Origin of the sequence: Actinomadura flavalba DSM 45200 (genome assembly GCF_000374305.1) — a bacterium.
Lineage (GTDB): Bacteria > Actinomycetota > Actinomycetes > Streptosporangiales > Streptosporangiaceae > Spirillospora > Spirillospora flavalba.
The window spans coordinates 72673-98805 of sequence record NZ_KB894102.1; the positions used below are offsets into that span (position 1 = coordinate 72673).

The following is a 26133-nucleotide window of genomic DNA, read 5'->3' on the forward strand; positions in this document are numbered from 1 at the left end:
CGACTCAGCGCGTGCGAGCGGGGCGCCGGGGCGTGCCCGGCGTCGTCGTGCTCGCGGCGTGAATCATGGGCGTCAGTGTAGCTCAGGACGTCGCTTCGCGCGGGCCGCGGAGCTGGTCCATGTCCTCCAGCTCACGGCCCTTGGTCTCGGGCACGGCCCGGAAGACGAAGACGAACGCCAGCAGGGCCATCGCGCAGTAGATGCCGTAGGCGAGGCCGAGCGAGAAGCCCGACAGGCCGGGGAACGACGTGGTGACGATCCAGTTCGCGATCCACTGCGCGGCGGCGGCGACGGCCAGCGCGGACGCGCGGATGAAGTTGTTGAACATCTCGCCGAGCATGACCCACACGACCGGGCCCCACGTGGCGGCGAACGAGAACACGTACAGGTTGGCGGCGACGAGCGCGACCGGGCCGGTGATGTCCCCGAGCGACGGTTCGCCGTTCACGACGTTGGCGGTGGCGAAGCAGTACGTCAGGACTCCGAGCGTGACCGTCATGCCGGCGGCGCCGATCAGCAGCAGCGGGCGGCGGCCGATCTTGTCCACGAACAGGATCGCGATGACGGTGCCGAGGACGTTCACCACCGAGTTGATCACGGAGGTGAGCATCGCGTCGCCCTCGTTGAACCCGACGGCCTGCCACAGCGTCGACGAGTAGTAGAAGATGACGTTGATGCCGACGAACTGCTGGAACACCGACAGCAGGACGCCGATCCAGACGATCGGCAGCAGCCCGAACCGGTTGCCGCGCAGGTCGCGCAGGTGGACGGGCCGCTCCACCTTGATCGACTTCACGATCTCGCCGATCTTGCGCTCGACCTCGCGCCGGCCCATGAGCTTGGCGAGCACCTCGCGGGCGGCGCCGATGTCCTTCTTCTTGACCAGGTAGCGGGGCGACTCGGGGATCGTCAGCGCGACGACTCCGTAGAGGATCGCGGGGATCGCCGCGCTGGCGAACATCCACCGCCAGGCCGAGCCGCCGGGGCCGAAGCTCTCCGACGCGCCGCCCGCCGCGCGGGCGATGAGGTAGTCGACGACGAGTGCGGCGAAGATGCCGAGCACGATCGCCATCTGCTGGAGCGAGCCGAGCCGGCCGCGCAGCGCCGCCGGGGCGATCTCGGCGATGTAGGCGGGCGCGATCACCGAGGCGGCGCCGACGGCCAGGCCGCCGAACAGCCGCCACAGCGTGAGGTCGACGGCGCTGAACGCCAGCGCCGAGCCGATCGCGCTGAGGAAGAAGATGAACGAGGCGACGAGCATGATCCGCACGCGGCCGTACCGGTCGGCCAGCGGCCCGGCGAACCAGGCGCCGACCGCGCAGCCGAGCAGCGCGGAGGCGACGACGAAGCCGATGGCGAGGTCGCTCAGGCCGAACTGCCGCTCGATCGCGTTGACCGTGCCGTTCACGACCGACGAGTCGTAGCCGAACAGGAATCCGCCGAGCGCGGCGGCGCCGGCCAGCAGGATCGCGGTGGCGGCCGAGTGGTCCGGCTGCCGATCCTCCTCGGGCGCGCGAGCGACGCCACCATCACCGTCTGTAGCCATGACGGTGATCTTCCCTCTTCCCGCGCCGCTATGCCCGGCTCGAACCCTCGTTTCCGTTCAGTCGCGGGTGGCGACGCCGATGACGCAGGGCGCGGCCGGGTGGAGGCTGCGCTCGCCGGGAAAACGGAAGTCGCGGCGCCGCCGGATGGTGAAGCCGGACGCGGCGATCCGGTCGGCCGTCGGGCGGGTCAGCCGGCATCCGGCGGCGACGTAGGGCCACACCACGTCGACGGCGCGCTGGTAGCGGACCATGGCCGGGGTGTCGCCGCGAACGTGCTCGTAGAAGCGCAGCTCGCCGCCGGGCCGCAGCGCGCGGCGCAGTTCGGCGAGGGCGCGGCCGGGGTCGCGCACCGAGCACAGGACGAGCGACACGACGGCGGTGTCGAAGGAGACGTCGGCCACGTCGAGGTCTTCGGCGAGGCCGGGCCGGACGGTCGCCGGCACCCGCGCGTCGCGCGCGGCGGCCTCGGCGCGGGCGCGCAGCGTCGGTTCGGGTTCGAGCGCGACGACCTCGGTGACGGTGGCGGGATAGTGCGCGAAGTTGGCGCCGTGCCCGGCGCCGACCTCCAGGACGCGGCCGCGCGCGCTCGCCAGCAGCTCGTCGCGCAGCTCGCCGCCGCCCGCCCTCGCGCACGCCGCGTCCATGCGGGGATAGAGCCGGGCGAAGATCGGGTGCCTGCGATCATCGGTCATCCCGGCAGTGTCCGCCGCCCCGGGGCCGTCCGCAAGGACGCGGACCGGTCCCGGGGCGGCGCTCTCCCCGCGCCGGGAGGCGTCAGGCGGTGGCGCGCAGGGCGGTGGCCGCGCCCCGGCGCCGCAGTTCGGGCAGGACGCCCTCCCCGAACCAGTACGCCTCCTCCAGGTGCGGGTAGCCCGACAGCACGAACTCCTCGATGCCGAGGGCCGCGTACTCCTCGATGAGGTCCGCGACCTCGGCGTGGCTGCCGACCAGCGCGGTGCCCGCGCCGCCGCGCACCAGGCCGACGCCCGCCCACAGGCCCGGGTGGATCTCCAGGTCGCGGACGGAGCCGCCGCCGGTGCGGTAGTTCTCGTGCAGGCGGCGCATCCGGGACTGGCCGACCGAGTCGCTGGAGGCCAGCGCCTTCTGCGCGACGTCGATGACCTCGGGGTCCAGGCCGTCCAGCAGCCGCCCCGCCTCGGTCCAGGCGGCCTCGGAGGTGTCGCGGGAGATCGTGTGCAGCCGGATGCCGAAGCGCAGGGTGCGGCCCTGCTCGGCCGCCAGGCCGCGAATCCACGCGATCTTCTCCGCGACCTGCGCGGGCGGTTCGCCCCAGGTGAGGTAGACGTCCACGTTGCGGGCCGCGACGGGCCCGGCGGCCGGGGACGAGCCGCCGAAGTAGATCTCCGGCAGCGGGTCCGGCGGGCGCGCGGTCGTGGCCCCCTCGACGTGGTAGTGCTCGCCCTCGAAGTCGAACGGGGTGCCGGTCCAGGCGCCCCGGACGATCCGCAGGAACTCGTCGGTGCGGGCGTAGCGCGCGGAGTGGTCGAGATGGTCGCCGAACCGGCGCTGCTCGGCCGCCTCGCCGCCGGTGACGACGTTGAGCAGCAGCCGCCCGCCGGAGATGCGCTGGTAGGTGGCGGCCATCTGCGCGGCGAGCGTCGGTGAGACGAACCCGGGCCGGAACGCCACGAGGAACTTCAGCCGGGACGTCTCGCGCAGCAGCGCGGCGGTGACGAGCCAGGCGTCCTCGCACCAGGTGCCGGTGGGGGTCAGGACGGCCTCGAAGCCGAGCTGTTCGGCCGACCGCGCCACCTGCGCGAGGTAGTCGATGTCGGGCGCGCGGTTGGCGTTGGCGGACGCGCCGGGCCCGCCGCCGTTGAGCAGCAGCGGCGCGTTGTGGCCGCCGCCGATCAGCGTGCGGCCGTCGCCGCTGGTGGGCAGGAACCAGTGGAAGCGCAGCGTCACGGGGTCACCTCGATCGTGTTGTAGCGGCGGTCGACGAACTTCGCGAAGTCGATCTCGGTGGGGATCAGGCCCTGCTCGTGGAAGGCGTCCGCGAGCGCCTGCTCGTTGCGGACGAACTCATCATCGATCTTGAGTGCCTTGGCGATGCGCCGCTGCGCGGCGACCTCCGCGACGGGAAGCGGCAGGCCGGTGTCCTTGGACCAGACCTTCGCCCACTCCTTGTGCTTGTCGGTGGACCACGCCAGCGCGCGGATGCGGCGGGTCACCAGATCCCGGATCGCGGCCTCGCGCCCGGCGTCGTCCAGCGCGCGGTCGCCCGCGACCAGGACGTTGTAGCCGGTGGTGTAGCCGGTGCCGTCCACCAGCGTGCGGGCCTTGGTCTGCGCCTCGGCCTGGGCGGTGTAGGGGTCCCAGATGGCCCAGGCGTCGAGCTTGCCGGAGCTGAACGCGGCGAGCGCATCCGGCGGCGCCAGGTACTGCGGCTCGATGTCCTTGAACGACAGGCCGGCCTTGGCCAGCACGGTGAGCAGGTGGTAGTGCGCCGAGCTGCCCTTGGCGACCGCGACGCGCTTGCCCTTCAGCTCCGCCGGGTTCCGGAGCGGCGAGTTCGCCGGGACGACGATCGCCTGCCCCTTGAGGCCGAGGTCCGACACGGCCACGACCTTGATCTTCGAGCCGGCCGCCGCCGCGAAGACGGGCGGGGCGTTGCCGACCGGGCCGACGTCCAGGGCGCCCGCGTGCACGGCCTCCAGCAGCGGCGGGCCGGAGGTGAACTCCTTCCACTCGATCTTGTAGGGCACCTTGGCGAGTTCCCCGGCGGCGCCGAGCAGCGCCCGGAGGCCGCCCTTCTGGTCGCCGATCCGCAGCGTCACCTTGGTCAGGTCGGGCTTGCCGTCGGGGCCGAGCGCGACGGCGGGCTCGTCGTCCCCGCCGCAGGCGGCGGAACCCGCCGCCAGGACGAGCGCGAGGGCGGCCAGCAGGACGCGGGGACGGATCGTGCGGATCATGCGGTTCCTTCGGGGGTGACGCCGAGCGTGGCGAGCAGCGTGGAGCGGAGGTCGAGCAGGTGGGGGTGGTCGCGGTGCCGGGGCCGGTCCAGGCCGACCCGGGACTCGTGCGCGATGCGGCCGCCGTCCAGGACCAGGACGCGGTCGGCGAGCAGCAGCGCCTCGTCGACGTCGTGGGTGACGAGCAGGATGCCGGGGCGGTGCCGCTCCCACAGGTCCAGGACGAGCCGGTGCATGGTGATGCGGGTGAGGGCGTCGAGCGCGCTGAACGGCTCGTCGAGCAGCAGCAGGTCGGGCCGGCGGACCAGCGCGCGGGCCAAGGACGCGCGCTGGGCCTCGCCACCCGACAGCGTCAGCGGCCAGGCGCCGGCGCGGTCGATCAGGCCGACCTCGGTGAGCGCGCCGTCGGCGGCGGCGCCCGGGTCGGGGGTGCGCAGCCCGAGGGCCACGTTGGCGCGGACGCGCTTCCACGGCAGCAGGCGCGGCTCCTGGAAGGCGACGGCGACGGTGCCGTCCACGGCGATGCCGTCCCGCTCACCGGCGGGTGCGGGGTCGAGCCCGGCCAGCGCCCGGAGCAGCGTCGATTTGCCCGAGCCGCTGCGGCCGAGCAGCGCGACGAACTCGCCGCGCCCGATCGTGACGTCCACGCCGTCCAGAACGGTGCGGTCGCCGAAGCGGCGGGAGAAGCCGGTGACGGTCGCCACGGCCTCGCCGGTCAGCGCAGGAACGTCGCGCGCCATGACAGGGCCTTCCTCTCCAGCAGCCGCACGACCGCGTCGGTGGCCAGGCCGAGCGCCGCGTAGACGACGAGGCCGAGCACGACGATGTCGGTGCGGAGGAACTCGCGGGCGTTGTTGATCATGAAGCCGAGCCCGGACGACGCGTTGATCTGCTCGGCGACGATCAGCGCGAGCCAGGCGATGCCGAGGCTCTGCCGCAGGCCGACGAGCGCCTGGGGCAGCGCGCCGGGCAGCACGACGTGCCGGATCAGCGCGCCGCGTCCGAGGTCCAGCACCCGGGCGACCTCGCCGAGCCTGCCGTCCACTCCGCGGATGCCCGCGAAGGTGTTGAGGTAGAGCGGGAACACCACGCCGAGCGCGACGAGCCCGACCTTGGGCGTCTCACCGATCCCGAACCACAGGATGAACAGCGGGATGAGGCCGAACAGCGGCAGCGCGCGGAGCATCTGCATGATCGGGTCGACGGCGTTCTCCCCGATCCGGCCGAGCCCGGCGACGAGGGCGAGGCCGATTCCGGCGGCGCCGCCGAGCAGGAAGCCGAGGGCCGCGCGCCGCACCGAGACGCCGATCGCCTCGGTGAGCGTGCCGTCGCGGAACAGCTCCACGCCGGTCGCGGCGATCGTGACGGGCGCGGCGAGCAGCCGTTCGGGCAGCAGCCCCGCGCTGGACAGCGCCTGCCACAGGACGAGGACGGCGAGCGGGCTGATCCAGCGGGCGAGGACGGCCGGACGCGGTGCGCGCGGGGCGCGCGGAGCCAGTCCGGCGCGCGGCGCGGGGCGCGCGAGGTCGAGGGAGGAGGTGGACACGGGGAACCCTTCGGGTGCGGAGCAGGCCGGATGTGAGCGCGTCAGAGCCGACACAGGCAGCTCGCCTGGCGCCGGAGATCGACGTGCAGGCGGGCGACGAGAAGGGAGGAGGGGTGTTCCACGGGCTCCACCCTGACCGATATTTCCCACTAAGTCAATCGACAATACTGGTTAAGTGGGTTACGGACGGGACCGCTACCTGCGGCGCCGGTTGCGATCTCCACCCGGCGGGGCATGCCGCGGCCTCGCGCGCCGCCTAGGCTCAGCATTGATGAACGCACCACCGCACCGCCCGGCCCGCGTCCGGCTCCTCGACGGCGTGCGCGCCGCCGTCCGCCCCGGCCCGCACGACCCGCCGGGCTTCGTCCCGCCGGTCGGCTTCGGCACCCGGATGGCGCTGCTCGCGCTGCTCGCCGGAGCCGCGATCGGCGCCATGGCGGGCACGATCGCCATCCCGCTGAACGTCTTCGACCCGCCGCCGGGCGTCACGCTCGCCTGGCTGCTGGCCGCCGCGCAGGTGCTGCCGCTGCTGTACGCGCCGTTCCGGCCGCTGGCCGCCTGGCGGATCAGCGCCCCGGCGTTCCTGCTCGGCGGAGTCCTGCTGCACGACCGCTACTTCTGGCCCTGGCCGGTCACCGGCTGGCTGGCGTTCATGCTGCTGCTGTTCTTCGTCGCGCTGGCCGGGCACCGGGAGGCCACGTTCGGCGTCGGGACCGTGACGATCGCCGGGATCATCGTGCCGGTCGCGCTGCTCGGCATGCCCGGCTGGTACGCGCTGCTGCTCTCGCTCGGCGCCGCCACCGTGCTGATCTTCGGCGACGCGATCGGCGGGCGGTCCTCGGCCGAGGCCGAGCTGCGCCGCCAGGCCGAACGCCACCGCGAGGACCTGGCCCGGCAGGCCGTGCTGGAGGAACGGGCGCGCATCGCGCGCGAGCTGCACGACGTCGTCGCGCACCACATGTCGGTCATCGCCATGCAGGCCGAGGCCGCCCCCTACAAGATCCCCGACCTGCCGGACGCCGCGCGGGAGACGTTCGGCGTCGTCCGCAACGCCGCCCGTGACGCGCTCGCCGAGACCCGCCGCGTCGTCGGTCTGCTGCGCGCCGACGACGAGGGCGCCGACCGCGCCCCGCAGCCCGGCCTGGACCGGCTGGAGGAGCTGGTGGGCGCGGCGGGCCAGGCCGGGCTCACCGTGGAGACGGCGGTCGTCGGGGTGCCGCGCCCGCTGGAGACCGGTGTCGAGCTGTCGGCGTACCGCATCGTGCAGGAGTCGCTGAGCAACGCCGCCCGGTACGCGCCGGGCGCCCGCACCGCCGTCGAGCTGCGGTACGGCGCGGCGGCGCTGACCGTGCGGGTCACCGACACCGGCGCGGCGGCGCCGGACGGGCGGCCGGAGGCGCGCGACGGCGGCGGGCACGGCCTGGTCGGGATGCGCGAGCGCGTCACGATGCTGGGCGGCGAGCTGACCGTCGGCCCCACCGAGGACGGAGGCTGGCAGGTGGAGGCCGTTCTGCCCTACTAAGGTCGGGACCGTGACGATCACCGTGCTCATCGCCGACGACCAGGTCATGATCCGCGACGGCCTCGCGGCGCTGCTGTCCTCCGACCCCGAGATCGAGGTCGTCGGGCAGGCCGGGGACGGCCGCGAGGCCGTGGAGATGGCCCGCGCGCTCGACCCGGACGTCATCGTCATGGACATCCGCATGCCGGGCATGGACGGCCTGGCCGCGACCGCCGAGCTGACCGGCGCCGCGCCCGAGGGCGTCGACCCCGCCGACCTGCGGCCCAAGGTCCTGGTGCTCACCACGTTCGACCTGGACGAGTACGTGTACGAGGCGCTGGGCGCGGGCGCCAGCGGGTTCCTGCTCAAGGACGCCCCGGCCGCCGAGCTGATCCGGGGCGTGCGGATCGTGGCGTCCGGCGACGCGCTGCTCGCGCCGTCGATCACGCGGCGGCTCATCGGCGACTTCGCGCGCCGCCGCCGGCACCAGCGGCCGAGCCCCGCCGCGACGGCCGCGCTGACGCCGCGCGAACGCGACGTGCTGCGGCTCATCGCGCGCGGGCTGTCCAACGCCGAGATCGCGGCGGAACTCGTGCTGGCCGAGCAGACCGTGAAGACGCATGTCGGGCACGTGCTGACCAAGCTCGGCCTGCGCGACCGCACCCAGGCCGTCGTCTACGCCTACGAGAACGGGCTGGCGGGTTAGCGGGACGGGTCGGCGACGAGCTTGCCGGTGGTGCGGCGGGCGCGCAGGTCCTCGTGGGCGCGGCGGACGTCCGACAGGGCGTACTCGCCGCCCGCGACGACGCGCAGGCGCCCGTCGCGCACCAGGCCGAACAGCTCGTTCAGCGCGGTGCCCATGACGTCGCCGGGCAGCCGGAAGATGTGCGCCAGCCACATCCCGGCGATCGTCGTGGAGTGCGACATGAGCGTGGCGGGCTGCACGGCCTCGGGCAGTTCGCGGGACGCCATGCCGTAGAACGCCAGCCGCCCGAACGGCGCCAGCGCGCGCAGGCTCTGGTCGGTGACGGTGCCGCCGGTCATCTCCAGCACGGTGTCCACGCGGCGTCCGCCGTTGGCCTCGATGAGCGCGGCCTTGAGGTCGGGTTCGGCCGGGTCGAGCGCGACGTCGGCGCCCAGTTCCAGCGCCAGTTCGCGCTTCTCCGGCGTGGACGCGGTCGCGATGACGCGTCCGGCGCCGAACTCCTTGGCGAGCTGCACGGCGAGCGTGCCCACGCCCCCGGCGGCGGCGTGCACGACGACGGACTCCCCCGGCGCCAGGTGCACGCTGCGGCGCAGCAGCACCCACGCCGACGCGCCCTGCACGATCATGCCGAGCGCGGCGACGTCGTCCACGCCGTCCGGTACGTCCCAGGCCATCGTCTCGGGCACGACGGCCTTCTCGGCGTAGCCGCCCGCGCCGGGCAGCGCGACGACGCGGCGTCCGTCGGGGGTGTGGCCGACGACCTCGCCGCCGGGCACGAAGGGCAGCTCGGTCTTGGACAGGTAGCTGTTCTCGGCCTGGTGGGTGTCGGCGTAGTTCAGGCCCGCCCGGGACACGTGCACCAGCAGCTCGCCGGGACCGGGCTCGGGGTCGGGCAGGTCGACGAGGCCGAGGACCTCGGGGCCGCCGAACTCGGTGATCTGGATCGCGCGCAACGTTGTCTCCTCAGTCGGAAGTGGAACGGGTCAGCGGGGGCCGGGCACGCCGCGGAAGGCGAACGGCGCGGATTCGCGGCCGGGGACGACGAACCACGCCTCCCCCGCGCCCCTGCCCGCCAGGATGGCGAAGAACGTGTCGACGACGGCGGAGACCTCCAGGATCGGGAACTCCGTCCGCTCCAGGTGGTCCTTGATGGGGACGATGATGTCGGTGTCGGCGAACGAGGGGCAGAGCGCGTTGACGCGGATGCCCTCGGGCTCGTGCGCGGGGCCGAGGGCGCGGGCCAGGCCGACCACGGCCGCCTTGTTCGCCCCGTACACCGGGTCGAAGGGGGTGGCGGTGAGCCCGGCCATGCTTGCCGTCGCGACGATGTCGCCGCCGCCTCGCGCGCGCAGTGCGGGCAGGGCGGCGTGCACGCCGTAGACCACGCCGTCGAGGTTGATCGCCATCGCCCGGCGGTAGGCGTCCGGGTCGAAGTCGTCGCCGAGGCCGAAGCCGCTCGCGACGCCCGCGTTGAGGAACGCCAGGTCGAGGCCGCCGAAGCGGCCGACGGCGGCGGCGACGGCCGCCGCGCTGTCGGCGGGCTCGCGCACGTCGCAGCGGACGAACACGCCGTCCAGCTCGGCGGCCAGCGCGGTGCCGCGCTCGGTGTCGACGTCCGCGAGCACGACGTGTCCGCCCGCGGCGGCCAGGCGGCGGGCGACGGCCGCGCCGATGCCGTTGGCGCCCCCGGTGATCAGTGCGACCCTGCCCTGCGCGTCGTACGACATCTGCACCCTCACTCTCGCAAGTAACTGACCCGTCAGTTACTGTACAGCCATGGACTTCGCACTGAGCGGGCGCGCCCAGGAGTACTACGGGCGCCTCCAGGACTTCATGGCCGAGCACGTCTATCCGGCCGAGCCGGTGTACGCCGCGCAGCGCCGGGAGCTGATCGCCGCGGGCCGCGAACACGACCTTCCCCCCATCGTGTCCGAACTGAAGACCGAGGCGCGCTCGCGCGGACTGTGGAACCTGTTCCTGCCCGACAGCACGAACCCCGAGCACGGCCTCACCAACACCGACTACGCCTCGCTCGCGGAGCTGACCGGCCGCTCCCCCGCGCTGGCCCCCGAGGCGCTCAACTGCTCGGCCCCCGACACCGGCAACATGGAGGTGCTCCACCTGTTCGGCACGCCCGGGCAGAAGGAGCGCTGGCTGACGCCGCTGCTCGACGGCGAGATCCGCTCGGCGTTCGCGATGACCGAACCGGACGTCGCCAGCTCCGACGCCACCAACATCGCCACCCGCATCGTGCGCGACGGCGACTCCTACGTGATCAACGGCCGCAAGTGGTGGACGACCGGCGCCGCCGACCCGCGCTGCAAGGTCATGATCCTCATGGGCAAGACCGACCCGGACGGCCACCCGTACCAGCAGCAGTCGATGGTGCTCGTCCCGTTCGACACGCCCGGCGTGGAGATCGTCCGGCCGCTGCCCGTGTTCGGGTACCACGACCAGCAGGGCCACTGCGAGATCACCTTCACCGACGTGCGCGTCCCGGTGGAGAACCTCGTCGGCGAGGAGGGCGGCGGCTTCGCCATCGCCCAGGCGCGGCTGGGCCCCGGCCGCATCCACCACTGCATGCGGGCGCTCGGCATGGCCGAGCGGGCGCTGGAGATGATGTGCGAGCGCGCGGTGTCGCGGGTCGCGTTCGGCAAGCCGCTGGCCGCGCAGGGCGTCGTCCGCGAGCAGGTCGCGGAGTCGCGGATGGCGATCGAGCAGGCCCGCCTGCTCACGCTCAAGACCGCGTGGCTCATCGACAACCACGGCGTGCGGGCGGCCCGCTCCGAGGTCGCCGCGATCAAGGTCGTCGTGCCGCGCGTCACGCTCCAGGTGCTCGACCGCGCCATCCAGATCCACGGCGGCGGCGGCGTCTCCGACGACTTCCCGCTGGCGCAGATGTGGGCGGGCGCCCGCACGCTGCGGCTGGCCGACGGGCCGGACGAGGTCCACGTCCGCTCCGTCGCCCGCGCCGAGCTGGGCAAGTACACCGGCAAGTGACCGAGACCACGGGGGACGCGGGGCCGGGCGTGCGGCGGCGGATGCCGCACGCCCGGCGGCGGGAGCAGTTGCTGCGGGTCGCGCTGGAGGAGTTCGGGCGGCGCGGCTACCACCTGACGCAGATGGAGCACGTGGCCGCCGCCGCGCAGGTGTCCAAGGCGCTGCTCTACCAGCACTTCGCCGCCAAGGAGGAGCTGTTCACCGAGGTCACCGCCGCGATCGTCGGCGAGCTGACCGACCGGCTGAACGCGGCCGTGCACGCCGAGCCGCACGGCGTGGCCGGCATCGCGGCGATGGTCCGGGTGCTGTTCGACTACGCCACCGCCGAGCCCGACGCGTGGAACCTCGTCATCCGGCACCTGGACAAGCCCGAGACCGGCCCCGAGCTGCGCGAGCTGCGCGACCGGCTCGGCGAGGCGTTCGCGGCGCTGCTGCTGCGCCGCCGCCGCGCCGACCCGACGCTGTCGCCCGCCGCGCTCGCCGTCAACGAGCGCCGCGCCCGGCTGCTGGTGCCGCTCATGTACGGGTCGATGCTGTCGTCGGTGTCGTGGTGGCTGGAGCACCCCGACACGCCCCGCGAGGAGGCCGAGGCGATGGCCCTGGAGTTCGTCTGGCTGGGCCTGGACCGCCTGCGCGGCGGCGAACGGCTGGCGCGTGTTGATGGCCGCGCCTCCGCGCGGCGGGAGTCAGGGCCCCTGTAGTGCCGCCTACGGGGTTCGGGGAACCGTCACCGTCGCGTTCGTGACGTTGATCCAGCCGACCGACTTCTGGCCCGTGAACAGGGCCGTGCCCGGCGTGATCTGGAGCGCCAGCCTGCTGTTCGGCGTGATGCGCCAGGCGACGGCCTCCAGGTCGCGGGTGACCGTGCGGGCCTTGCCGTCCAGGATGATCGGGATGGGGGTGGCCTGGTTGCCGAGGACGACGCCGGTCTCGGTGTCGACGATCTGCGCGTAGACGGCCGTGCGGTCGTTGACCGCGTTGCCCTGGTAGCCGACCTTGAGCTGCGGGACGCCGACGGCGTGGCCCGCCGCGCCCGGGATCGGGATCGTGATCGCGGTCTTGGCGGGCTGCGCGGCCTGCTGGGTGCCGGAGGTGTCGAACGGGGTGAGGACGAGGCCGCCCTTGCCGGTGCCGGTGAGCTTGCCCGCCGAGGGCGGCGGGTAGGCGGCGGCGCCGTGGTAGACGCCGTCCTGGTCCACGTACTCGAACGCCGGGCCGGTGCCGGTCGCGGTGTTCTTCTTGAGGTACCGGTCGAACCAGGCGAGCGTCAGCTTCCCGAGGTGGTCGGCCGGGCCGGGTTTGGTGACGCACTGCCCGTGCCCGCCGCAGAACCAGACCGTCTTGACCGGGACGCCGTTCTTCTTGATCCGCTCGGAGAACTCCAGGCCCTCGCGGAGCGTGAACAGCGTGTCCACGGTGCCCTGGAGGACGAGCGTCGGCGCCTTGATGTTCTTCACCAGGTCGCCCGCTCCGGCGCCCTGGAACCACTGGTCGATCTTCGGTGACAGCGTGCCCGACACCAGCCCCTCCAGGCAGCCCTGGACGACGGGTCCGGCGATCCTGTTGCCGTTCAGCATCCCGCCCAGGCACAGCGACAGGCCCCAGCCCGCGCGGAACACCTCGTCGCGGTAGAGGCTGCGGCGCACGCTGGAGAACGCGACGGTCGGGACGATCGCGTCCACGCGCGCGTCCATCCCGGCGACGACGAGCTGGATGCCGCCGCCGTAGCTGCCGCCCGCCATGCCGAGGCGCGGGTCGCCCGGCTCGTCGAGCCGAACCTCGGGCTGCGCGGCCGTCCAGTCGATGAGCTTCCGGACGTCGCGGCCCTCGACCTCGGGCCGGTCGACGTGCGCCTCGCCCGGCGACCCGAAGCCGCGCGCGTTCCACGTGACGACGTTGTACCCGGCGCCGAGCAGCATGCCGAGTTCCCCGGCGGCCGGGTCGGTGGCGCCGCGTCCGCCCCAGCCGTGGCCGAGCAGGACGGTCGGCGCCTTGGCCCCGGCGGGGACGCCGCGCGCGGCGAAGAAGTGCGTGACGATCTTGGTGCCGTCGAAGGAGGCGACCTCGGTGGAACGGTCCGCGGGCGCCGCGGCTCCGGCCGGGTGGGCCAGGAGCGGGACGCTGAGGAGCCCGGCCGCGAGGGTGGCGGCGAGCGAGCGGGGTGAGGGCATGGGGGGTGGCTCCCGGTCGATCATGTAAATAAGTGACTGATTTCTATCACCGGGACCGGTGCCGCTGCCAGGGCAAAGACTCGTCCATTCACACGCCGCCCACGACCGGCGCCGCATCCGGCTGACTACGCTCGGTCGCCGTGGCGGAGTGGGCGGCGGGGCCGGGGGCGGGCGCGGAGCAGGGCGGCGCGGACGCCTACGCCGCCATGGAGAGCGCCCTGCGCGGCGGCGCCGAACCCGGCGTCGGCCCCGAGGCGTACGCCGCGCTCGACCTCGCGCTGCGCGTCGGCGAACTCATGCTCGCGGGCGGTGAGACCGCCGAGGCCGTCGATCTCGCCATGGGCCGCATCACCCGCGCCTACGGCCTGCCGCACACCGAGATCGACGTGACGCTCGCCGCCGTCGGCATCTCCTACCGGCCGCGCGGCGGGCGCCCGCCCGTCACCGCCGAGCGGCGCGTCCGGCGGCGGCTGCCCAACTACGCCCGGCTCGTCGCCGTGCACGACCTCGTCCGCGCCGCCGCCGCGCGGCGGCTGCCGCTGCGCGAGGCGCAGTTCACGCTCGGGGACATCATCGGCCGCCCCACCGCCTATCCGTCCTGGCTGTCCCCACTGTCGCTGTCGCTGCTGGGCGGCGCGGGCGCCGTGCTCGTCGGCGGCGGGCCGTTCGCGATGCTCGCCGCGTTCGTCGCCACGCTGCTCGGCGAGCGCGCCGGGGCCTGGCTCGCACGGCGCGGCATCACCGACTTCTTCCAGGCCGGGGTCGCCGCCGCCATCGGCTCGCTCGTCACCGTGCTGCTCGTGGCGACGGGCGCCGACCTCCAGGCCGGGAGCGTGATCATCGGCGTCGTCATCGCGCACATCCCCGGCCGGGCGCTGGTGGTGTCCATGCAGGACGGCATCGCCGGCGACCTCGTCACCGGCACGACGCGGCTGGCCGAGGTGCTGTTCACCATCACCGCGATCCTCAGCGGCATCGGCGCCGTCACCTACGTCGGCGCGCGGCTCGGCGTCCCGGTCTCGCTGCGGAACCTGCCGCTGGCGCCGTCCACCGTCGCGGGGCCGCAGACGCTCGGCGCCGCGCTGATCGCGATGTCGTTCGCCGTGCTGCACCTGGTGCCGCGCCGGTTCCTGCTCTCGGTCGCGCTCGGCGGCGTCATGGCGTGGGGCTCCTACGTCGAGCTGCGCGGCCTCGACCTGCCCGCCGCGCCCGCCACCGCGCTCGCCGCGACGCTCGTCGGCTTCGCCGGCACCGCGTACGCGCGGCTGCGCGGCGTCCCGGCGCTGGTCTGCGTGACGCCGTGCATCGCGCCGCTGATGCCCGGAACGCTCATGTACCGGGGCATGCTGGAGCTGAGCACCGGCGACACCGGGCGGGGCGCGCTGATCCTCGTCGAGGCGCTGGCGACCGCCCTGGCCATCGGCGCCGGCGTGTACGTCGGCGGCGAGCTGCTGCGGATCTTCCGGCCCGCCCGGCGGGCGCTGCGCGTCCGCCGGGTGCGGACCTAGAGCAGGGCCGCCAGCGCCGCCGCCGCGCGGTCGCAGTCCTCGAAGGTGCTGTAGAGCGGCACCGGGGCGAGGCGGACGATGTCGGGTTCGCGGGCGTCGGCGACGACGCCGTGCTCGGCGGCCAGGCGGCGGACGATCGCCTTGGCGTCCGGGACGCGGACCGAGAGCTGCGCGCCGCGCGCCTCCGGCGTGACGACCCGCGCGCCCGGGACGCCCGCGAGCAGCGCGTCCAGGTGGCCGGTGAGGCGTTCGCTCTTGGCGCGCAGCGCGGGCAGCCCCACCCGGTCGAAGATCTCCAGCGACACCGCGACCGGCGCCAGCGACAGGATCGACGGGTTGGACACCGCCCAGCCGTCGGCGGTGGGCGGCGGGTCCAGGACGGGGTCCATCCGGAACCGGACGGACAGGTCGGCGCCGTACCAGCCCGCCAGGCGCGGCACCGAGGTGTCCCGCGCGTGCCGCTCGTGCACGAACGCCCCCGCGACGGCGCCCGGTCCTCCGTTGAGGTACTTGTAGGTGCACCAGGCGGCGAAGTCGACGTCCCAGTCGTGCAGGTCGAGGGGGACGTTCCCGGCGGCGTGCGCCAGGTCCCAGCCGACGACGGCGCCCGCGCGGTGGCCCGCCGCCGTGATCGCGGCCATGTCCATGACCTGGCCCGTCAGGTAGTTCACGCCGCCGAGCAGCACCAGCGCGACCGTGGCGCCCTCGCGCTCCAGGAACGCCACGACGTCCTCGGTGCGCAGCTCGTCCTCGCCGTCGCGGGGACGCAGCCGGACGACCGTCGCCGCTGGGTCCAGGCCGTGCAGGGCCGCCTGCCCGGCGACCGCGTAGGAGTCGGACGGGAACGCGGCGTCCTCGATGACGATCCGGGTCCGCACCCCCGCCGGGCGGTAGAAGCTCGCCATGAGCAGGTGCAGGTTGACCGTCAGCGCGTTCATCACGACGACCTCGTGCGGCAGCGCGCCGACGAGCCGTGCCGTGGGGGCGCGCAGCGGCTCGTGGTAGCGCGTCCACGGCCGGTCGACCGCGAAGTGGCCCTCCACGGCGTGCGCGCCCCAGTCGTCCAGCACCTCGGTGACGCGGGCGGCGGTGGCGCGCGGCTGGAGGCCGAGCGAATTCCCGGCGAAGTAGGCCGCCTCGGGATGCGTGCCGCCGGGGGCGGGCGGGACGAGGAACTCCCCGCGCAGCGTGGGCAGCGGGTCGGCGGCGTCGAGCCTGGTCATGCGCACGGTCCTTTCCTGGCCTGCGCGGACTCTACCCCCGCCCGCCGTCCGGCGCCCCTAGACGTTCTCGCGCACCATGACGGCGCAGGTCTGCGAGAAGAACACGGTCTTCTCGATCACCGGGTCGTACCAGCGGAACCAACGGTCGGTGGACTGCCCGCACGCGTTGACGTGGTCGCCCTGGACGATCACGCACGGGTTGTCGCCGCAGAGCGGGAAGCCGTTGTTGCTGATGTGCGTGACGATCTCCGCGCTCAGCCGGGGCGCCGTGCGGCCGTTGGCCAGGGCGTATCCGGACCGGACCTTGAGGATCCACTGCGGCCTGTGGCCCGGGGACGGCGCCGCGTGCGCGGGAAGCGCGACACCGGACGTGGCGAGGGTGAGCGCGGCGAGCGCCGCGCCTCGCCGTCTTGAGAAGATCATCGTGCCCTTTCGGGTCAAGGGATCGCTACGTACGATGATTACCCTTCGCGTTTCTCCGGTCACCCTTCGGGGGGTCATGGTCCGGTCCGGGGTCGGCCGTGTCCGACCGCGACCAGATCGTGATCGGGGCTGACCTGGGGTGGTGCGGGGGCGGTGCACCGAACCCACCGCGGCGTCCCCCTCGCGCGCTTCGCGCGGTTACCATTCCCGGAGTGTCAAGATCTCGTTGGCATGGTCTGTACCGGAACGGCGTGAAATGGATGACCTCGATCTGCGGCCCCGGCTCCCCGGCACGCTGCCGCAGTTGTTCGGCGACGGCGCCGCCGGACGCGTGCTCGGCACACCGCTGCCGCCCGGCGACGTCGTCTGGCCCGACCCCGGGTATCCGCAGCGCCGGATCCAGACCGGGCCCGCGTTCTGGGTGAGCGAGGAACCCGTCAGCGGCGAGCTGTGGGCGCGGCTGCGCGCCGAGCACCCGCGCTCGGGGCTGTGGCCGCTGCTGCTCGACGACTCCGACCAGCCGTGGGCCGCCGGGCAGGTCGCCCCCGAACCCGTCGAGGAGATCGGCAACTACGCGCCGATCGCCTTCATGTCCGAGGTGTGGAGCGAGTGGGCCGAGCAGGCCACCGCCGAGGAGGCCGAAGAGCTGGCCCCCTTCGGGCTGGAATGCCCCGGCCCGGCCCCGCGCGGCGCCGCCACCGAGGACCCCGGGCTCGTCGCCGACCGGCACGCCCGCCTGCTGGAGGGACGCGGCCTGTCGCTCGGCCTGGTCGCCGTCGAACGCGGCGCCGACGCGATCGCCGCCGTCGGCTGGCAGGGCGCCCTGAACCACAACGAGTGGACGGCCCCGCTCGCCGCCGTCGTGCGGAGCTGGGAGGACCGCTTCGCCGCCCGCGTCGTCGGGCTCGGCTTCAACACCCTCGAACTCAGCGTGGCCGCGCCCCCCGTCACGGCCCGTCACGCCCTCCAGGTGGCCGCCGAGCACTGGGCCTTCTGCCCCGACATCCTCTTCCAGGGCCCCGGCGACCTCGCCGGCTACGCCGACGAGATCCGGGGCCGCACGTCCTGGTCCTTCTGGTGGGACTGACCCGCCGCCGGGGCGGCGGGACGCGGCCTCAGCCGACGGGGAAGGTCACCTTCGTCAGCTCCTCGGAGAGCCGCCAGAGGCGCTGCGCGTCCTCGGTGCCGCGCAGCGTGGGATAGAGCGCCTGCTCGGCGGGCGGTCCGCCGAGGTGCCCGGGACCGCTCGGCCCGTAGAGCCCGCCGTTGCGGGCGTCGGGGGCCGTCGCGGCGTACAGGGCGGGCAGCCCGGCCGTCTCGACCGTGCCGAACAGGAGGCCGCGCGCGGACAGGGCGCCGATGACGCGCCCGCCCAGCGTCCGCCGGTCGCGGCCGATCTCGGGGCGTGCGCCCAGGAGGTTCGTCGGGGCGACCCCGGGGTGGGCGAGGTCGCTGGTGAGACCCCAGCCGTTCGCCGCGCTGCGACGGGCGAGTTCGAGGCCGAAGAGCCCGAGCGCGATCTTGGACTGGCGGTAGGCCCGCATGCCGTCGTACGAGCGCTCCCAGCTCGGGTCGGCCCAGTTGATCCCGCCCCGGCTCGCCGCGACGCTGATCTGCGAGGTCACCCGGGCGCGTCCGGCGCGCAGCAGCGGGAGCAGGTGGGCGACCAGGGCGAAGTGACCGAGATGGTTGGTGCCGAACTGCAACTCGAAGCCGTCCTGCGTCGTTCCCCGGCGGGGCGGGGTCATCAGGCCCGCGTTGTTGACGAGGAGGTCGATCGGCCGGTCCTCCTCGCGCAGCGTCCGGCCGAGGGCGGCGACGGAGTCGAGCGACGCCAGGTCGAGGGTGCGCGGGGAGACGTCGGCGTCGGGGACCGTCGCGCGGATCTTCTCCACGGCGGCCTCGCCCTTGCGGGGATTGCGCACGGGTAGCAGCACCTGGGCCCCGGCCGCGGCGAGCCGGGTCGCGAGCCCGAGCCCGATGCCGTCGCTGGCGCCGGTGACGACGGCACGCCGTCCGGAGAGGTCGGGCACGGTGATGTCGATGTTCCTGCGTGGCACGTGAACCTCCAGCGGTGATGCCCGGACCGAAAGTATGCAGTGACAACAATGTAGGCGATGAATACTCCGTATGCGTTGGGTCAAATAGGCTGAGAACATGCAGAAGCGCGCCTACCACCACGGGGACCTCCGCGCCGCGCTGCTCGCGCGCGCGTCGCGGACGCTGCGCGAGCGGGGCCAGGAGAGCCTGTCGCTCCGGGAACTGGCGCGCGACCTCGGGGTGAGCCCCGGCGCTCCCCGGCGGCACTTCACGACCAAGCGGGCGCTGCTGGACACGCTGGCGCTCGACGGTTTCGAGCGGCTCACCGCGACGCTCGACGCGGCCCGCGCGGACGCCGACGCCACGTTCGCCGCGCGGCTGGACGCCGTGGCCCGCGCCTACGTAGCGTTCGCCCTGGCCGATCCCGCGCTGCTCGACCTGATGTTCTCCGCCAAGCACGGCCCCGAGGCGTCCGGGGCGGTGGGCGCCGCCGCCGGTCGCTGGGTCGGGCGGTTCCTGGACCTGATCGCGGACGGGCAGCGGCGGGGCGAGGTGCGCGCGGGGCCGGTGGAACACGTCGCCCTGACCGTCTTCGCGCCCCTGCACGGATACGTCGGCCTCGCCGTGAGCGGCGCGCTGCCGCCCGGCGCGGCCGACCACGGGCTGGACAAGGTGATCGCCGCCATCGCGCGGGCGTCCCGGCCGGACTGACCGGGAACCGCCGCCGCGTCGTCAGCCCCGCGCCCGGGAGACGCCCGCGTCCGGCACGGCGAGGGGACGGGGACGGGTCCGGCTCGCGCGGAAGGTCTGGGGGCTGACGCCGAAGCGGGCCACGAACGCCTGGCGGAGGCTTTCGGCGGAGGCGAAGCCGCAACCGTGCGCGATCTGGGACAGGGGACGGTCGGTGGTCGCGGCCAGACGCGCGGCGATCTCGATCCGCATCCGGCGCACGGCCGCCGCCGGGGACTCCCCCAGGTGCTCGCGGAACAGCCGGGTGAGCTGACGCGGGCTGGTGCTGGCGCGGTCCGCCAGGGCGGCGACGCTGAGATCGGCGCCCGGGTGGGCCAGCACGTGGTCGACCACCTCGCGGACGACGGCGTCGCCGGGCCGCCGCGCGGTGGTGAACATGCTCATCTGCGCCTGGTCGCCGGGCCGTTGCAGGTAGGTGACCATGCCCATCGCGACCCGGCGCGCCAGCTCCGGGCCGTGGTCCTCCTCGATGAACGCCAGCGTCAGGTCGAGCGAGGCGGTCACCCCGCCGGACGTGGACACCCGCCCGTCCCGGACGAAGATCGGCGCGGCGTCGACCGTCACCGCCGGGTAGCGGGCCGCCAGCTCCTCGGCGTACAGCCAGTGCGTGGTGGCCCGGCGCCCGTCCAGCAGCCCGGCCTCGGCGAGGACGGTCGCGCCGGTGCAGACCGACGCGACCCGGCGGGACCGCGCCGCCAGCCGCCGCACCTGCCGGACGAGCCCGGCGTCGTCGGCGGCGGCCCGGTGCCCCCGGCCGCCGGAGACGATCAGCGTGTCGGCGTCGCGGACGGCGGCCAGTTCTCCATGGACGCCCAGCGTCAGCCCGGTCTCGCAGCGGATGCCGGTGCCCGCGACGGCAGCGACGTGCACCTCGTACGCCGGTGCGGCGCCGAGCCGTCCGGCCAGCGCCAGCGCGGACGTCACGCAGGCGATGTCGATCAGTTCGGCGTCGTCATAACCGACGACCACGACCCGGCGTTTCTCCATGCGTTCAGCGTAGGAGCATTCGCCCGCCCCGGCGGGACGAGTACCCCAGAATTCCCGCCGGGCCGTGATCGTATTCTGCGACCGCGCTCTGCGGCCTCCTAGTAGACGACCCACAGTTCGTAGTCGTCGCCGGGGAACCAGGACCCGTCGTCGCAGCGGAACTTCTTCCAGATGTGGTGGCGCAGGCCCTGCTGGCCGTCGCTCATGCAGTCCGACACCCAGTAGTAGTAGCCGACGAACTCCCACGTGTCGGCCTGCGGCGCCTTGGCGGCGGGCGCCTCCGCCCCCGGTGCCGCGACGGCGGGGGCCGCCGCGCCGAACGTGAGCGCACCCGCGATGAGGAGCAGGGTGCCGAGCCGGCCGGTCTTCTTCATCGGTTCTCCTTCCGGTCTTCCGGATCGACGGTCCGGGAATGGCGCGGAAAAGCGGAGTCCACCGTCATGGGAAGTGTGGCTCCCTCCGTTCCTCCCGGATCTCATAAAAGGATGATTACGGCGGCCGGACGCATTGGCCAGTGCCCGGAGCCGGGACGGCGCGAATCCTGGGGTGCCCGGCCGGAGCGCCGGGAAGGGCGGCCGGCGGTGTGCGCGCCGGAGAAATGCGGGAGACTGCCGCCTGTGATTGTGGACATGGCGATCTACCGTGACGGCGACCGCGAGACCGTCACCGGCGACATCAGCGACGCGCTGGACGCCGCGCGCGCCAACGGCACCTGCTTCGTGTGGATCGGGATGCACGAACCGACGCAGGACGAGTTCGACCTCGTCAGCGCCGAGCTGGAGCTGCACCCGCTGGCCGTCGAGGACGCCATCCACGCCCACCAGCGGCCCAAGCTGGAGCAGTACGGCGACACCGTCTTCCTGGTGCTGAAGACGCTGCGCTACCTCGACGAGACGTCCGACGTCGAGACCGGCGAGATCATGCTGTTCCTCGGCGCCGACTTCGTCATCACGGTCCGGCACGGCGAGGCCAATCCGCTGCGCGCGGTCCGCGCCCGCGTCGAGGCCGACCGGGAGCTGATGGACGCCGGTCCGGCGGGCGTCCTGTACGCGGTGTGCGACCAGGTCGTGGACACCTACTCGCGGATCTCGCAGGAGGTCGAGGTCGACCTGATGGAGCTGGAACGGGCGGTGTTCAGTCCCGAGCAGCGCGACGTCACCGAGGACATCTACTCCCTCAAACGCGAGGTGCTGGAGTTCCGCAGCGCGCAGGACCCGCTCATCCCGGTGCTGGAGGAGATCCTGCGGGGCCGGGTCGCGTCGCTGCACGGGACGAAGGAGTACTTCCGCGACGTCCTGGACCATCTCCTGCGCATCGACGGACAGGTGGACGCGCAGAACGAACTGCTGTCCAGCGCCCTCACCGCGCACCTGGCGTTGGTGGGCAGCCGCCAGAACCAGGTGGCGATGCAGCAGAACGCCGACATGCGCCGCATCTCGGCGTGGGCGGCCCTCATCGCCGTCCCCACGATGATCGCCGGGATCTACGGGATGAACTTCGACCACATGCCCGAACTGCACTGGACGTTCGGATATCCGCTGGCGATGTCGCTCATGGTCGCGGCCGTCGCCGTCGTCCACCGGCTGCTCCGCCGCAGCGGCTGGCTGTGAACCGGACGGCTCAGCCGTCGACCAGCAGGATCTTGCCGACGTGCCCGCCGTCCTCCATCAGCCGGTGCGCCTCGGCGGCGTTCGCCATGGGCACGGTCCGGTCGATGATCTGCCGCACCGCGCCGCTCTCGATCATCGGCCACACGTTCTTCCGCACCTCCGCGACGATGGCGGCCTTCTGCGCGGCCGACCGGGTGCGCAGCGTGGTGCCCTGCACCGACAGGCGCCTGAAGACCAGGTCAGCGAGGTTCAGCGGCGCCTCGAAACCGTCCTGGAGGCCGATGACGACCAAGCGCCCGTCGGTGTTCAGCGACCGGACGTTCCGCTCCAAGTAGCCGCCGCCGATGACGTCGAGGATGACGTCGTAGGGGCCGTGCTCCGCGAAGTCGTCCGAGCGGTAGTCGATCGTCTGGTCGGCGCCCAGCTCCCGCGCGCGGGCGGCCTTCTCGGGGCCGCCGACGGTCGTGACGACGCGCGCCCCGAGCGCCTTCGCGATCTGCAACGCCATCGTCCCGACGCCCCCGGCCCCGCCGTGCATCAGGAAGGTCTCGCCCCGCCCGAGCCGCGCGGTCATGACGACGTTGGACCACACCGTCGCCGCGGCCTCGGGCAGCGCCGCCGCCTCGGCCAGGCCGACGCCCCGGGGAACCGGGAGCAACTGCCCGGCCGGAACGGCGACCTTCTGCGCGTGGCCGCCGCCCGTCAGCAACGCGCAGACCTCGTCGCCGGCCCGCCACCCGGTGACGCCCTCGCCTACGGCGCCGACGCGGCCGGAGACCTCCAGCCCCGGGTACGGCGAGGTGCCCGGCGGCACCGGGTACAGGCCCATCCGCTGCATGACGTCGGCGCGGTTCAGCGCGCTCGCCGCGACGTCGACGATGACCTCGCCGGGGCCGGGGACGGGGTCCTCGACGTCGGTCCACTCCAGTACCTCGGGGCCGCCCGGCTCCCTGATCGTGATCGCCTTCATGTCCGCTCCCTACCCGGGTACGCCCAGCTCCGCCTAATGTTTACAGCGCGTACATTAGGTCGTGAAGTAAACAGCGTCAACTTTGACGGCGGGGACTACGCCCGGCCGGCGGGCGGGACGTCGAGCACGGCCCGGACGGCGTCCCGGACCTGCGCGGCGACGGCCTCGGGCGTCGAGGCGTCGAGTTTGCCGTCCAGGTGCAGGAACGCCAGGCCGTGCACGAGCGCCCACACGGCGGTCGGCAGCGCGCCCGGCTCGCGGCCGGGGAAGGCGGCCCGGACGATGCCGTCCACGTACCCGGTGATGGCGGCGGTCGCGGCGGCCCGCTCCGCATCGCCCGGATCGCACGGCCCGCCGAACATCACCCGGAACAGGGCCGGGTGGTCGAGCGCGAACCGCACGTAGGCGACGGCGACGGCGGCCAGGTCGTCGGGCGTCTCCGGCGCGGGATGCGCGGCGGCCAGGTGCCCGGCCAGCTCCCGGTACCCCTCCGCCGCGACCGCCGAGACGAGCGCGTCGCGGTCGGCGTAGTGGCGGTAGGGCGCCGTCGCCGACACCCCGGCCCGCCGCGCCACCGCCCGCAGCGACAGCCCGGCGTCGCCGTCCTCCTCCAGCAGCTCGCGCGCCGCGCGCAGGCAGGCGGCCCGCAGGTCGCCGTGGTGGTAGGAGGCACTGGCTCGCGACACGGTTTCGGACTCCCCGCCGGTTCGTGGCGTCCACACCATGTGAGCACCACGAACATGATAGGAGCGGCCGCCTCCGTCCCGCTCCGGCACGGAGGTCGGCACCAGCACCGGAGTCGATCCACGCCGAGCGAACGCCCCGCGCGCGCTGGCCGACGTCGGACGTCAGGTGACGTAGCCGGCGAGGTGCCGGCCGGTGAGGGTCGAGCGGGCCTCGACCAGTTCGGCCGGCGTGCCCTCGTAGACGACGCGGCCGCCGTCGTTCCCGGCGCCGGGCCCGAGGTCGATGATCCAGTCGGCGTGGGCCATGACGGCCTGGTGATGCTCGATGACGATGACGGACTTGCCGGAGTCGACCAGGCGGTCGAGCAGGGCGAGGAGCTGTTCGACGTCCGCGAGGTGCAGGCCGGTGGTGGGCTCGTCCAGAACGTAGACGCCGCCCTTGTCGTTCATGTGGGTGGCCAGCTTGAGGCGCTGCCGCTCGCCGCCGGACAGGGTCGTCAGCGGCTGGCCGAGCGTGAGGTAGCCGAGGCCGACGTCCGCCAGCGCGGTCAGGACGCGGTGCGCGGCCGGGGTCTTGGCGTCGCCGTCACCGAAGAACGCGGCGGCCTCGGTCACCGGCATCGCCAGCACCTCGCTGATGTCCTTGCCGCCCAGCTCGTACTCCAGCACCGCCGCCTGGAACCGCTTGCCCTCGCACTCCTCGCAGGGCGACGCGACCCCGGCCATCATCGCCAGATCGGTGTAGATCACCCCGGCGCCGTTGCAGACCGGGCAGGCGCCCTCGGAGTTCGCGCTGAACAGCGCGGGCTTGACGCCGTTGGCCTTCGCGAACGCCTTGCGGATCGGATCGAGCAGGCCCGTGTACGTCGCCGGGTTGCTGCGCCGTGAGCCGCGGATCGGGGTCTGGTCGACGAAGACGATCCCCTCGTCGGACTCCAGCGAGCCGTGGACGAGCGAGCTCTTGCCCGAGCCCGCGACGCCCGTCACCGCGCACAGCACGCCGAGCGGGACGTCCACGCTGACGTCCTGGAGGTTGTTGGCGTCGGCGCCGCGGATCTCCAGCGCGCCGGACGGCTCGCGCACCGACGCCTTGAGCGCGGCGCGGTCGTCGAAGTGGCGGCCGGTGATCGTGCCGCCGCCGCGCAGCCCCTCGACGGTGCCCTCGAAGCAGACCGTGCCGCCGTCGGTGCCCGCGCCGGGGCCGAGGTCGACCACGTGGTCGGCGATGGCGATGACCTCCGGCTTGTGCTCGACCACCAGCACGGTGTTGCCCTTGTCGCGCAGCCGCAGCAGCAGGTCGTTCATGCGCTGGACGTCGTGCGGGTGCAGCCCGGCGGTGGGCTCGTCGAAGACGTAGGTGACGTCGGTGAGCGACGACCCGAGGTGGCGGATCATCTTGACGCGCTGCGCCTCGCCGCCGGACAGCGTGCCCGCCGGGCGGTCCAGCGACAGGTAGCCCAGCCCGATCTCCACGAACGAGTCGAGCGTCCGGCCGAGGGCGGTGAGCAGCGGCGCTACCGACGGCTCGTCCAGGTCGCGGACCCACTCGGCCAGGTCGCTGATCTGCATCGCGCACACGTCGCCGATGTGCACCTTGCGGATCTTCGAGGAGCGGGCGGCCTCGCTGAGCCGGGTGCCGCCGCACTCGGGGCAGGTGGCGAACGTGACGGCCCGCTCCACGAACGCGCGGATGTGCGGCTGCATCGCCTCCTTGTCCTTGGACAGGAACGACTTCTGGATCTTGGGGATCAGCCCCTCGTAGGTGAGGGTCGAGCCCTCGACCTTGACCTTGGTCGCCTCCCGGTACAGGAAGTCTTTCATCTCCTTCTTGGTGAACCTGTTGATCGGCTTGTGCGGGTCGAGGAAGCCCGACTCGGCGTAGATGCGCACGGTCCAGTAGCTGTCGGACTTCCAGCCCGGGATGGTGAAGGCGCCCTCGGCGATCGACTTGGTGTCGTCGTAGAGCTGGGACAGGTCGATGTCGGAGACCGCGCCCCGGCCCTCGCAGCGCGGGCACATGCCGCCGGTGCGGTTGAAGGTCTCCTTGACGGTCTTGGTGCCGGCGCCGCGCTCGACGGTGATGGCGCCGCTGGCCCGGACGGAGGGGACGTTGAACGCGTACGCGTTGGGCGAGCCGATGTGCGGTTCGCCCAGGCGGCTGAACAGGATGCGCAGCATCGCGTTGGCGTCGGTCGCGGTGCCGACCGTGGAGCGGGGGTCGGAGCCCATCCGCTGCTGGTCGACGATGATCGCGGTGGTGAGGCCCTCCAGCACGTCCACCTCGGGCCGCGCCAGCGTCGGCATGAACCCCTGCACGAACGCGCTGTAGGTCTCGTTGATCAGCCGCTGCGACTCGGCCGCGATCGTGTCGAACACCAGCGAGCTCTTGCCCGACCCCGACACCCCCGTGAACACCGTGAGCTGGCGCTTGGGGATCTCGACGCTGATGTCCCGCAGGTTGTTCTCCCGCGCGCCCCGCACGCGGATGACGTCGTGCCCGCTCGCGTCCTTCGTCGTGGCCTTGCCCATCGT

Annotated in this window: 26 protein-coding genes; 8 read left to right on the forward strand and 18 right to left on the reverse strand. The window is 73.5% G+C overall.

Going from position 1 to position 26133, the window contains the following annotated elements; genetic code table 11:
- Positions 1-82: 82 nt before the first annotated feature.
- The 7 genes from C229_RS0125905 to C229_RS36120 form a co-directional block, all read right to left on the reverse strand.
- On the reverse strand, positions 83-1546 hold the full coding sequence (locus tag C229_RS0125905) for a sugar porter family MFS transporter (protein WP_018658035.1): 1464 nt from the start codon (positions 1544-1546) through the stop codon (positions 83-85).
- 57 nt (positions 1547-1603) lie between these two features.
- Positions 1604-2239, reverse strand: a complete 636-nt coding sequence (locus tag C229_RS0125910) for a class I SAM-dependent methyltransferase (protein WP_018658036.1) — start codon at positions 2237-2239, stop codon at positions 1604-1606.
- A gap of 82 nt (positions 2240-2321) precedes the next feature.
- The gene (locus C229_RS0125915; protein WP_018658037.1) at positions 2322-3473 is read right to left on the reverse strand and encodes an LLM class flavin-dependent oxidoreductase; all 1152 of its coding nucleotides are present in this window, start codon (positions 3471-3473) and stop codon (positions 2322-2324) included.
- On the reverse strand, positions 3470-4480 hold the full coding sequence (locus C229_RS0125920) for an ABC transporter substrate-binding protein (protein WP_018658038.1): 1011 nt from the start codon (positions 4478-4480) through the stop codon (positions 3470-3472). Before C229_RS0125920 ends, C229_RS0125915 begins: the two co-directional genes overlap by 4 nt.
- Positions 4477-5220: an ABC transporter ATP-binding protein gene (locus C229_RS0125925; RefSeq protein WP_018658039.1), complete on the reverse strand. Its 744-nt coding sequence runs from the start codon at positions 5218-5220 to the stop codon at positions 4477-4479. The genes C229_RS0125920 and C229_RS0125925 overlap by 4 nt, the downstream gene beginning before the upstream one ends.
- On the reverse strand, positions 5196-6026 hold the full coding sequence (locus C229_RS0125930) for an ABC transporter permease (RefSeq protein WP_018658040.1): 831 nt from the start codon (positions 6024-6026) through the stop codon (positions 5196-5198). Before C229_RS0125930 ends, C229_RS0125925 begins: the two co-directional genes overlap by 25 nt.
- A gap of 41 nt (positions 6027-6067) precedes the next feature.
- Entirely contained in the window at positions 6068-6157 is a 90-nt protein-coding gene (locus tag C229_RS36120) for a putative leader peptide (RefSeq protein ID WP_420804685.1), read from the reverse strand.
- A gap of 140 nt (positions 6158-6297) precedes the next feature.
- On the opposite strand from C229_RS36120, the gene C229_RS0125935 reads away from it, so the two are divergent.
- Both C229_RS0125935 and C229_RS0125940 read left to right on the forward strand, forming a co-directional pair.
- Positions 6298-7548, forward strand: coding sequence for a sensor histidine kinase (locus tag C229_RS0125935; RefSeq protein ID WP_051109128.1), 1251 nt, complete (start codon positions 6298-6300; stop codon positions 7546-7548).
- Between the two features lie 10 nt (positions 7549-7558).
- On the forward strand, positions 7559-8233 hold the full coding sequence (locus C229_RS0125940) for a response regulator (RefSeq protein ID WP_018658042.1): 675 nt from the start codon (positions 7559-7561) through the stop codon (positions 8231-8233).
- On the opposite strand, the gene C229_RS0125945 is transcribed toward C229_RS0125940, so the two are convergent.
- Together C229_RS0125945 and C229_RS0125950 are read right to left on the reverse strand one after the other, a co-directional pair.
- Positions 8230-9186 carry a quinone oxidoreductase family protein gene (locus tag C229_RS0125945; protein ID WP_018658043.1) on the reverse strand — a complete coding sequence of 319 codons (957 nt, stop codon included), beginning with the start codon at positions 9184-9186 and terminating at the stop codon, positions 8230-8232. The two genes, C229_RS0125940 and C229_RS0125945, sit on opposite strands and share 4 nt — an antisense overlap.
- Positions 9187-9216: 30 nt before the next feature.
- The gene (locus tag C229_RS0125950; protein WP_240487398.1) at positions 9217-9972 is read right to left on the reverse strand and encodes an SDR family oxidoreductase; all 756 of its coding nucleotides are present in this window, start codon (positions 9970-9972) and stop codon (positions 9217-9219) included.
- A gap of 37 nt (positions 9973-10009) precedes the next feature.
- Between C229_RS0125950 and C229_RS0125955 the strand changes: the two genes are divergently transcribed.
- Positions 10010-11233, forward strand: coding sequence for an acyl-CoA dehydrogenase family protein (locus tag C229_RS0125955; protein ID WP_018658045.1), 1224 nt, complete (start codon positions 10010-10012; stop codon positions 11231-11233).
- Positions 11230-11934: a TetR/AcrR family transcriptional regulator gene (locus C229_RS0125960; protein ID WP_018658046.1), complete on the forward strand. Its 705-nt coding sequence runs from the start codon at positions 11230-11232 to the stop codon at positions 11932-11934. Before C229_RS0125955 ends, C229_RS0125960 begins: the two co-directional genes overlap by 4 nt.
- A gap of 6 nt (positions 11935-11940) precedes the next feature.
- Here the strand turns inward: C229_RS0125960 and C229_RS0125965 are convergent, their stop codons facing one another.
- Positions 11941-13404 carry an alpha/beta hydrolase family protein gene (locus C229_RS0125965; protein ID WP_018658047.1) on the reverse strand — a complete coding sequence of 488 codons (1464 nt, stop codon included), beginning with the start codon at positions 13402-13404 and terminating at the stop codon, positions 11941-11943.
- A gap of 140 nt (positions 13405-13544) precedes the next feature.
- On the opposite strand from C229_RS0125965, the gene C229_RS32395 reads away from it, so the two are divergent.
- Positions 13545-14912, forward strand: coding sequence for a threonine/serine exporter family protein (locus C229_RS32395; protein ID WP_240487399.1), 1368 nt, complete (start codon positions 13545-13547; stop codon positions 14910-14912).
- On the opposite strand, the gene kynU is transcribed toward C229_RS32395, so the two are convergent.
- Complete coding sequence (gene kynU / locus C229_RS0125975) at positions 14909-16135, reverse strand: kynureninase (protein ID WP_018658048.1); 1227 nt, start codon at positions 16133-16135, stop codon at positions 14909-14911. The two genes, C229_RS32395 and kynU, sit on opposite strands and share 4 nt — an antisense overlap.
- A gap of 57 nt (positions 16136-16192) precedes the next feature.
- The gene (locus C229_RS0125980) at positions 16193-16558 is read right to left on the reverse strand and encodes a hypothetical protein (protein WP_018658049.1); all 366 of its coding nucleotides are present in this window, start codon (positions 16556-16558) and stop codon (positions 16193-16195) included.
- Between the two features lie 256 nt (positions 16559-16814).
- On the opposite strand from C229_RS0125980, the gene C229_RS0125985 reads away from it, so the two are divergent.
- On the forward strand, positions 16815-17645 hold the full coding sequence (locus tag C229_RS0125985; RefSeq protein ID WP_018658050.1) for a DUF4253 domain-containing protein: 831 nt from the start codon (positions 16815-16817) through the stop codon (positions 17643-17645).
- Between the two features lie 28 nt (positions 17646-17673).
- Here C229_RS0125985 and C229_RS0125990 read toward each other — a convergent pair whose 3' ends face one another.
- A complete protein-coding gene (locus C229_RS0125990; protein ID WP_018658051.1) occupies positions 17674-18618 on the reverse strand; it encodes an SDR family oxidoreductase in 945 nt (314 codons plus the stop codon).
- 97 nt (positions 18619-18715) lie between these two features.
- On the opposite strand from C229_RS0125990, the gene C229_RS0125995 reads away from it, so the two are divergent.
- Entirely contained in the window at positions 18716-19309 is a 594-nt protein-coding gene (locus C229_RS0125995) for a TetR/AcrR family transcriptional regulator (protein ID WP_018658052.1), read from the forward strand.
- Positions 19310-19330: 21 nt separating this feature from the next.
- Here the strand turns inward: C229_RS0125995 and C229_RS0126000 are convergent, their stop codons facing one another.
- The gene (locus C229_RS0126000; protein WP_018658053.1) at positions 19331-20335 is read right to left on the reverse strand and encodes a GlxA family transcriptional regulator; all 1005 of its coding nucleotides are present in this window, start codon (positions 20333-20335) and stop codon (positions 19331-19333) included.
- Between the two features lie 98 nt (positions 20336-20433).
- Positions 20434-20709, reverse strand: coding sequence for a hypothetical protein (locus C229_RS31910; RefSeq protein ID WP_018658054.1), 276 nt, complete (start codon positions 20707-20709; stop codon positions 20434-20436).
- Between the two features lie 255 nt (positions 20710-20964).
- Between C229_RS31910 and corA the strand changes: the two genes are divergently transcribed.
- Positions 20965-21945, forward strand: coding sequence for a magnesium/cobalt transporter CorA (corA, locus tag C229_RS0126010; RefSeq protein WP_018658055.1), 981 nt, complete (start codon positions 20965-20967; stop codon positions 21943-21945).
- Positions 21946-21955: 10 nt separating this feature from the next.
- On the opposite strand, the gene C229_RS0126015 is transcribed toward corA, so the two are convergent.
- From C229_RS0126015 to C229_RS0126025, 3 genes are all read right to left on the reverse strand, one after another.
- Positions 21956-22915, reverse strand: coding sequence for an NAD(P)H-quinone oxidoreductase (locus tag C229_RS0126015; RefSeq protein WP_018658056.1), 960 nt, complete (start codon positions 22913-22915; stop codon positions 21956-21958).
- Positions 22916-23010: 95 nt separating this feature from the next.
- On the reverse strand, positions 23011-23601 hold the full coding sequence (locus tag C229_RS0126020; RefSeq protein ID WP_018658057.1) for a TetR/AcrR family transcriptional regulator: 591 nt from the start codon (positions 23599-23601) through the stop codon (positions 23011-23013).
- A gap of 162 nt (positions 23602-23763) precedes the next feature.
- Positions 23764-26130: an ATP-binding cassette domain-containing protein gene (locus C229_RS0126025; RefSeq protein WP_018658058.1), complete on the reverse strand. Its 2367-nt coding sequence runs from the start codon at positions 26128-26130 to the stop codon at positions 23764-23766.
- Between the last annotated feature and the right edge of the window lie 3 nt (positions 26131-26133).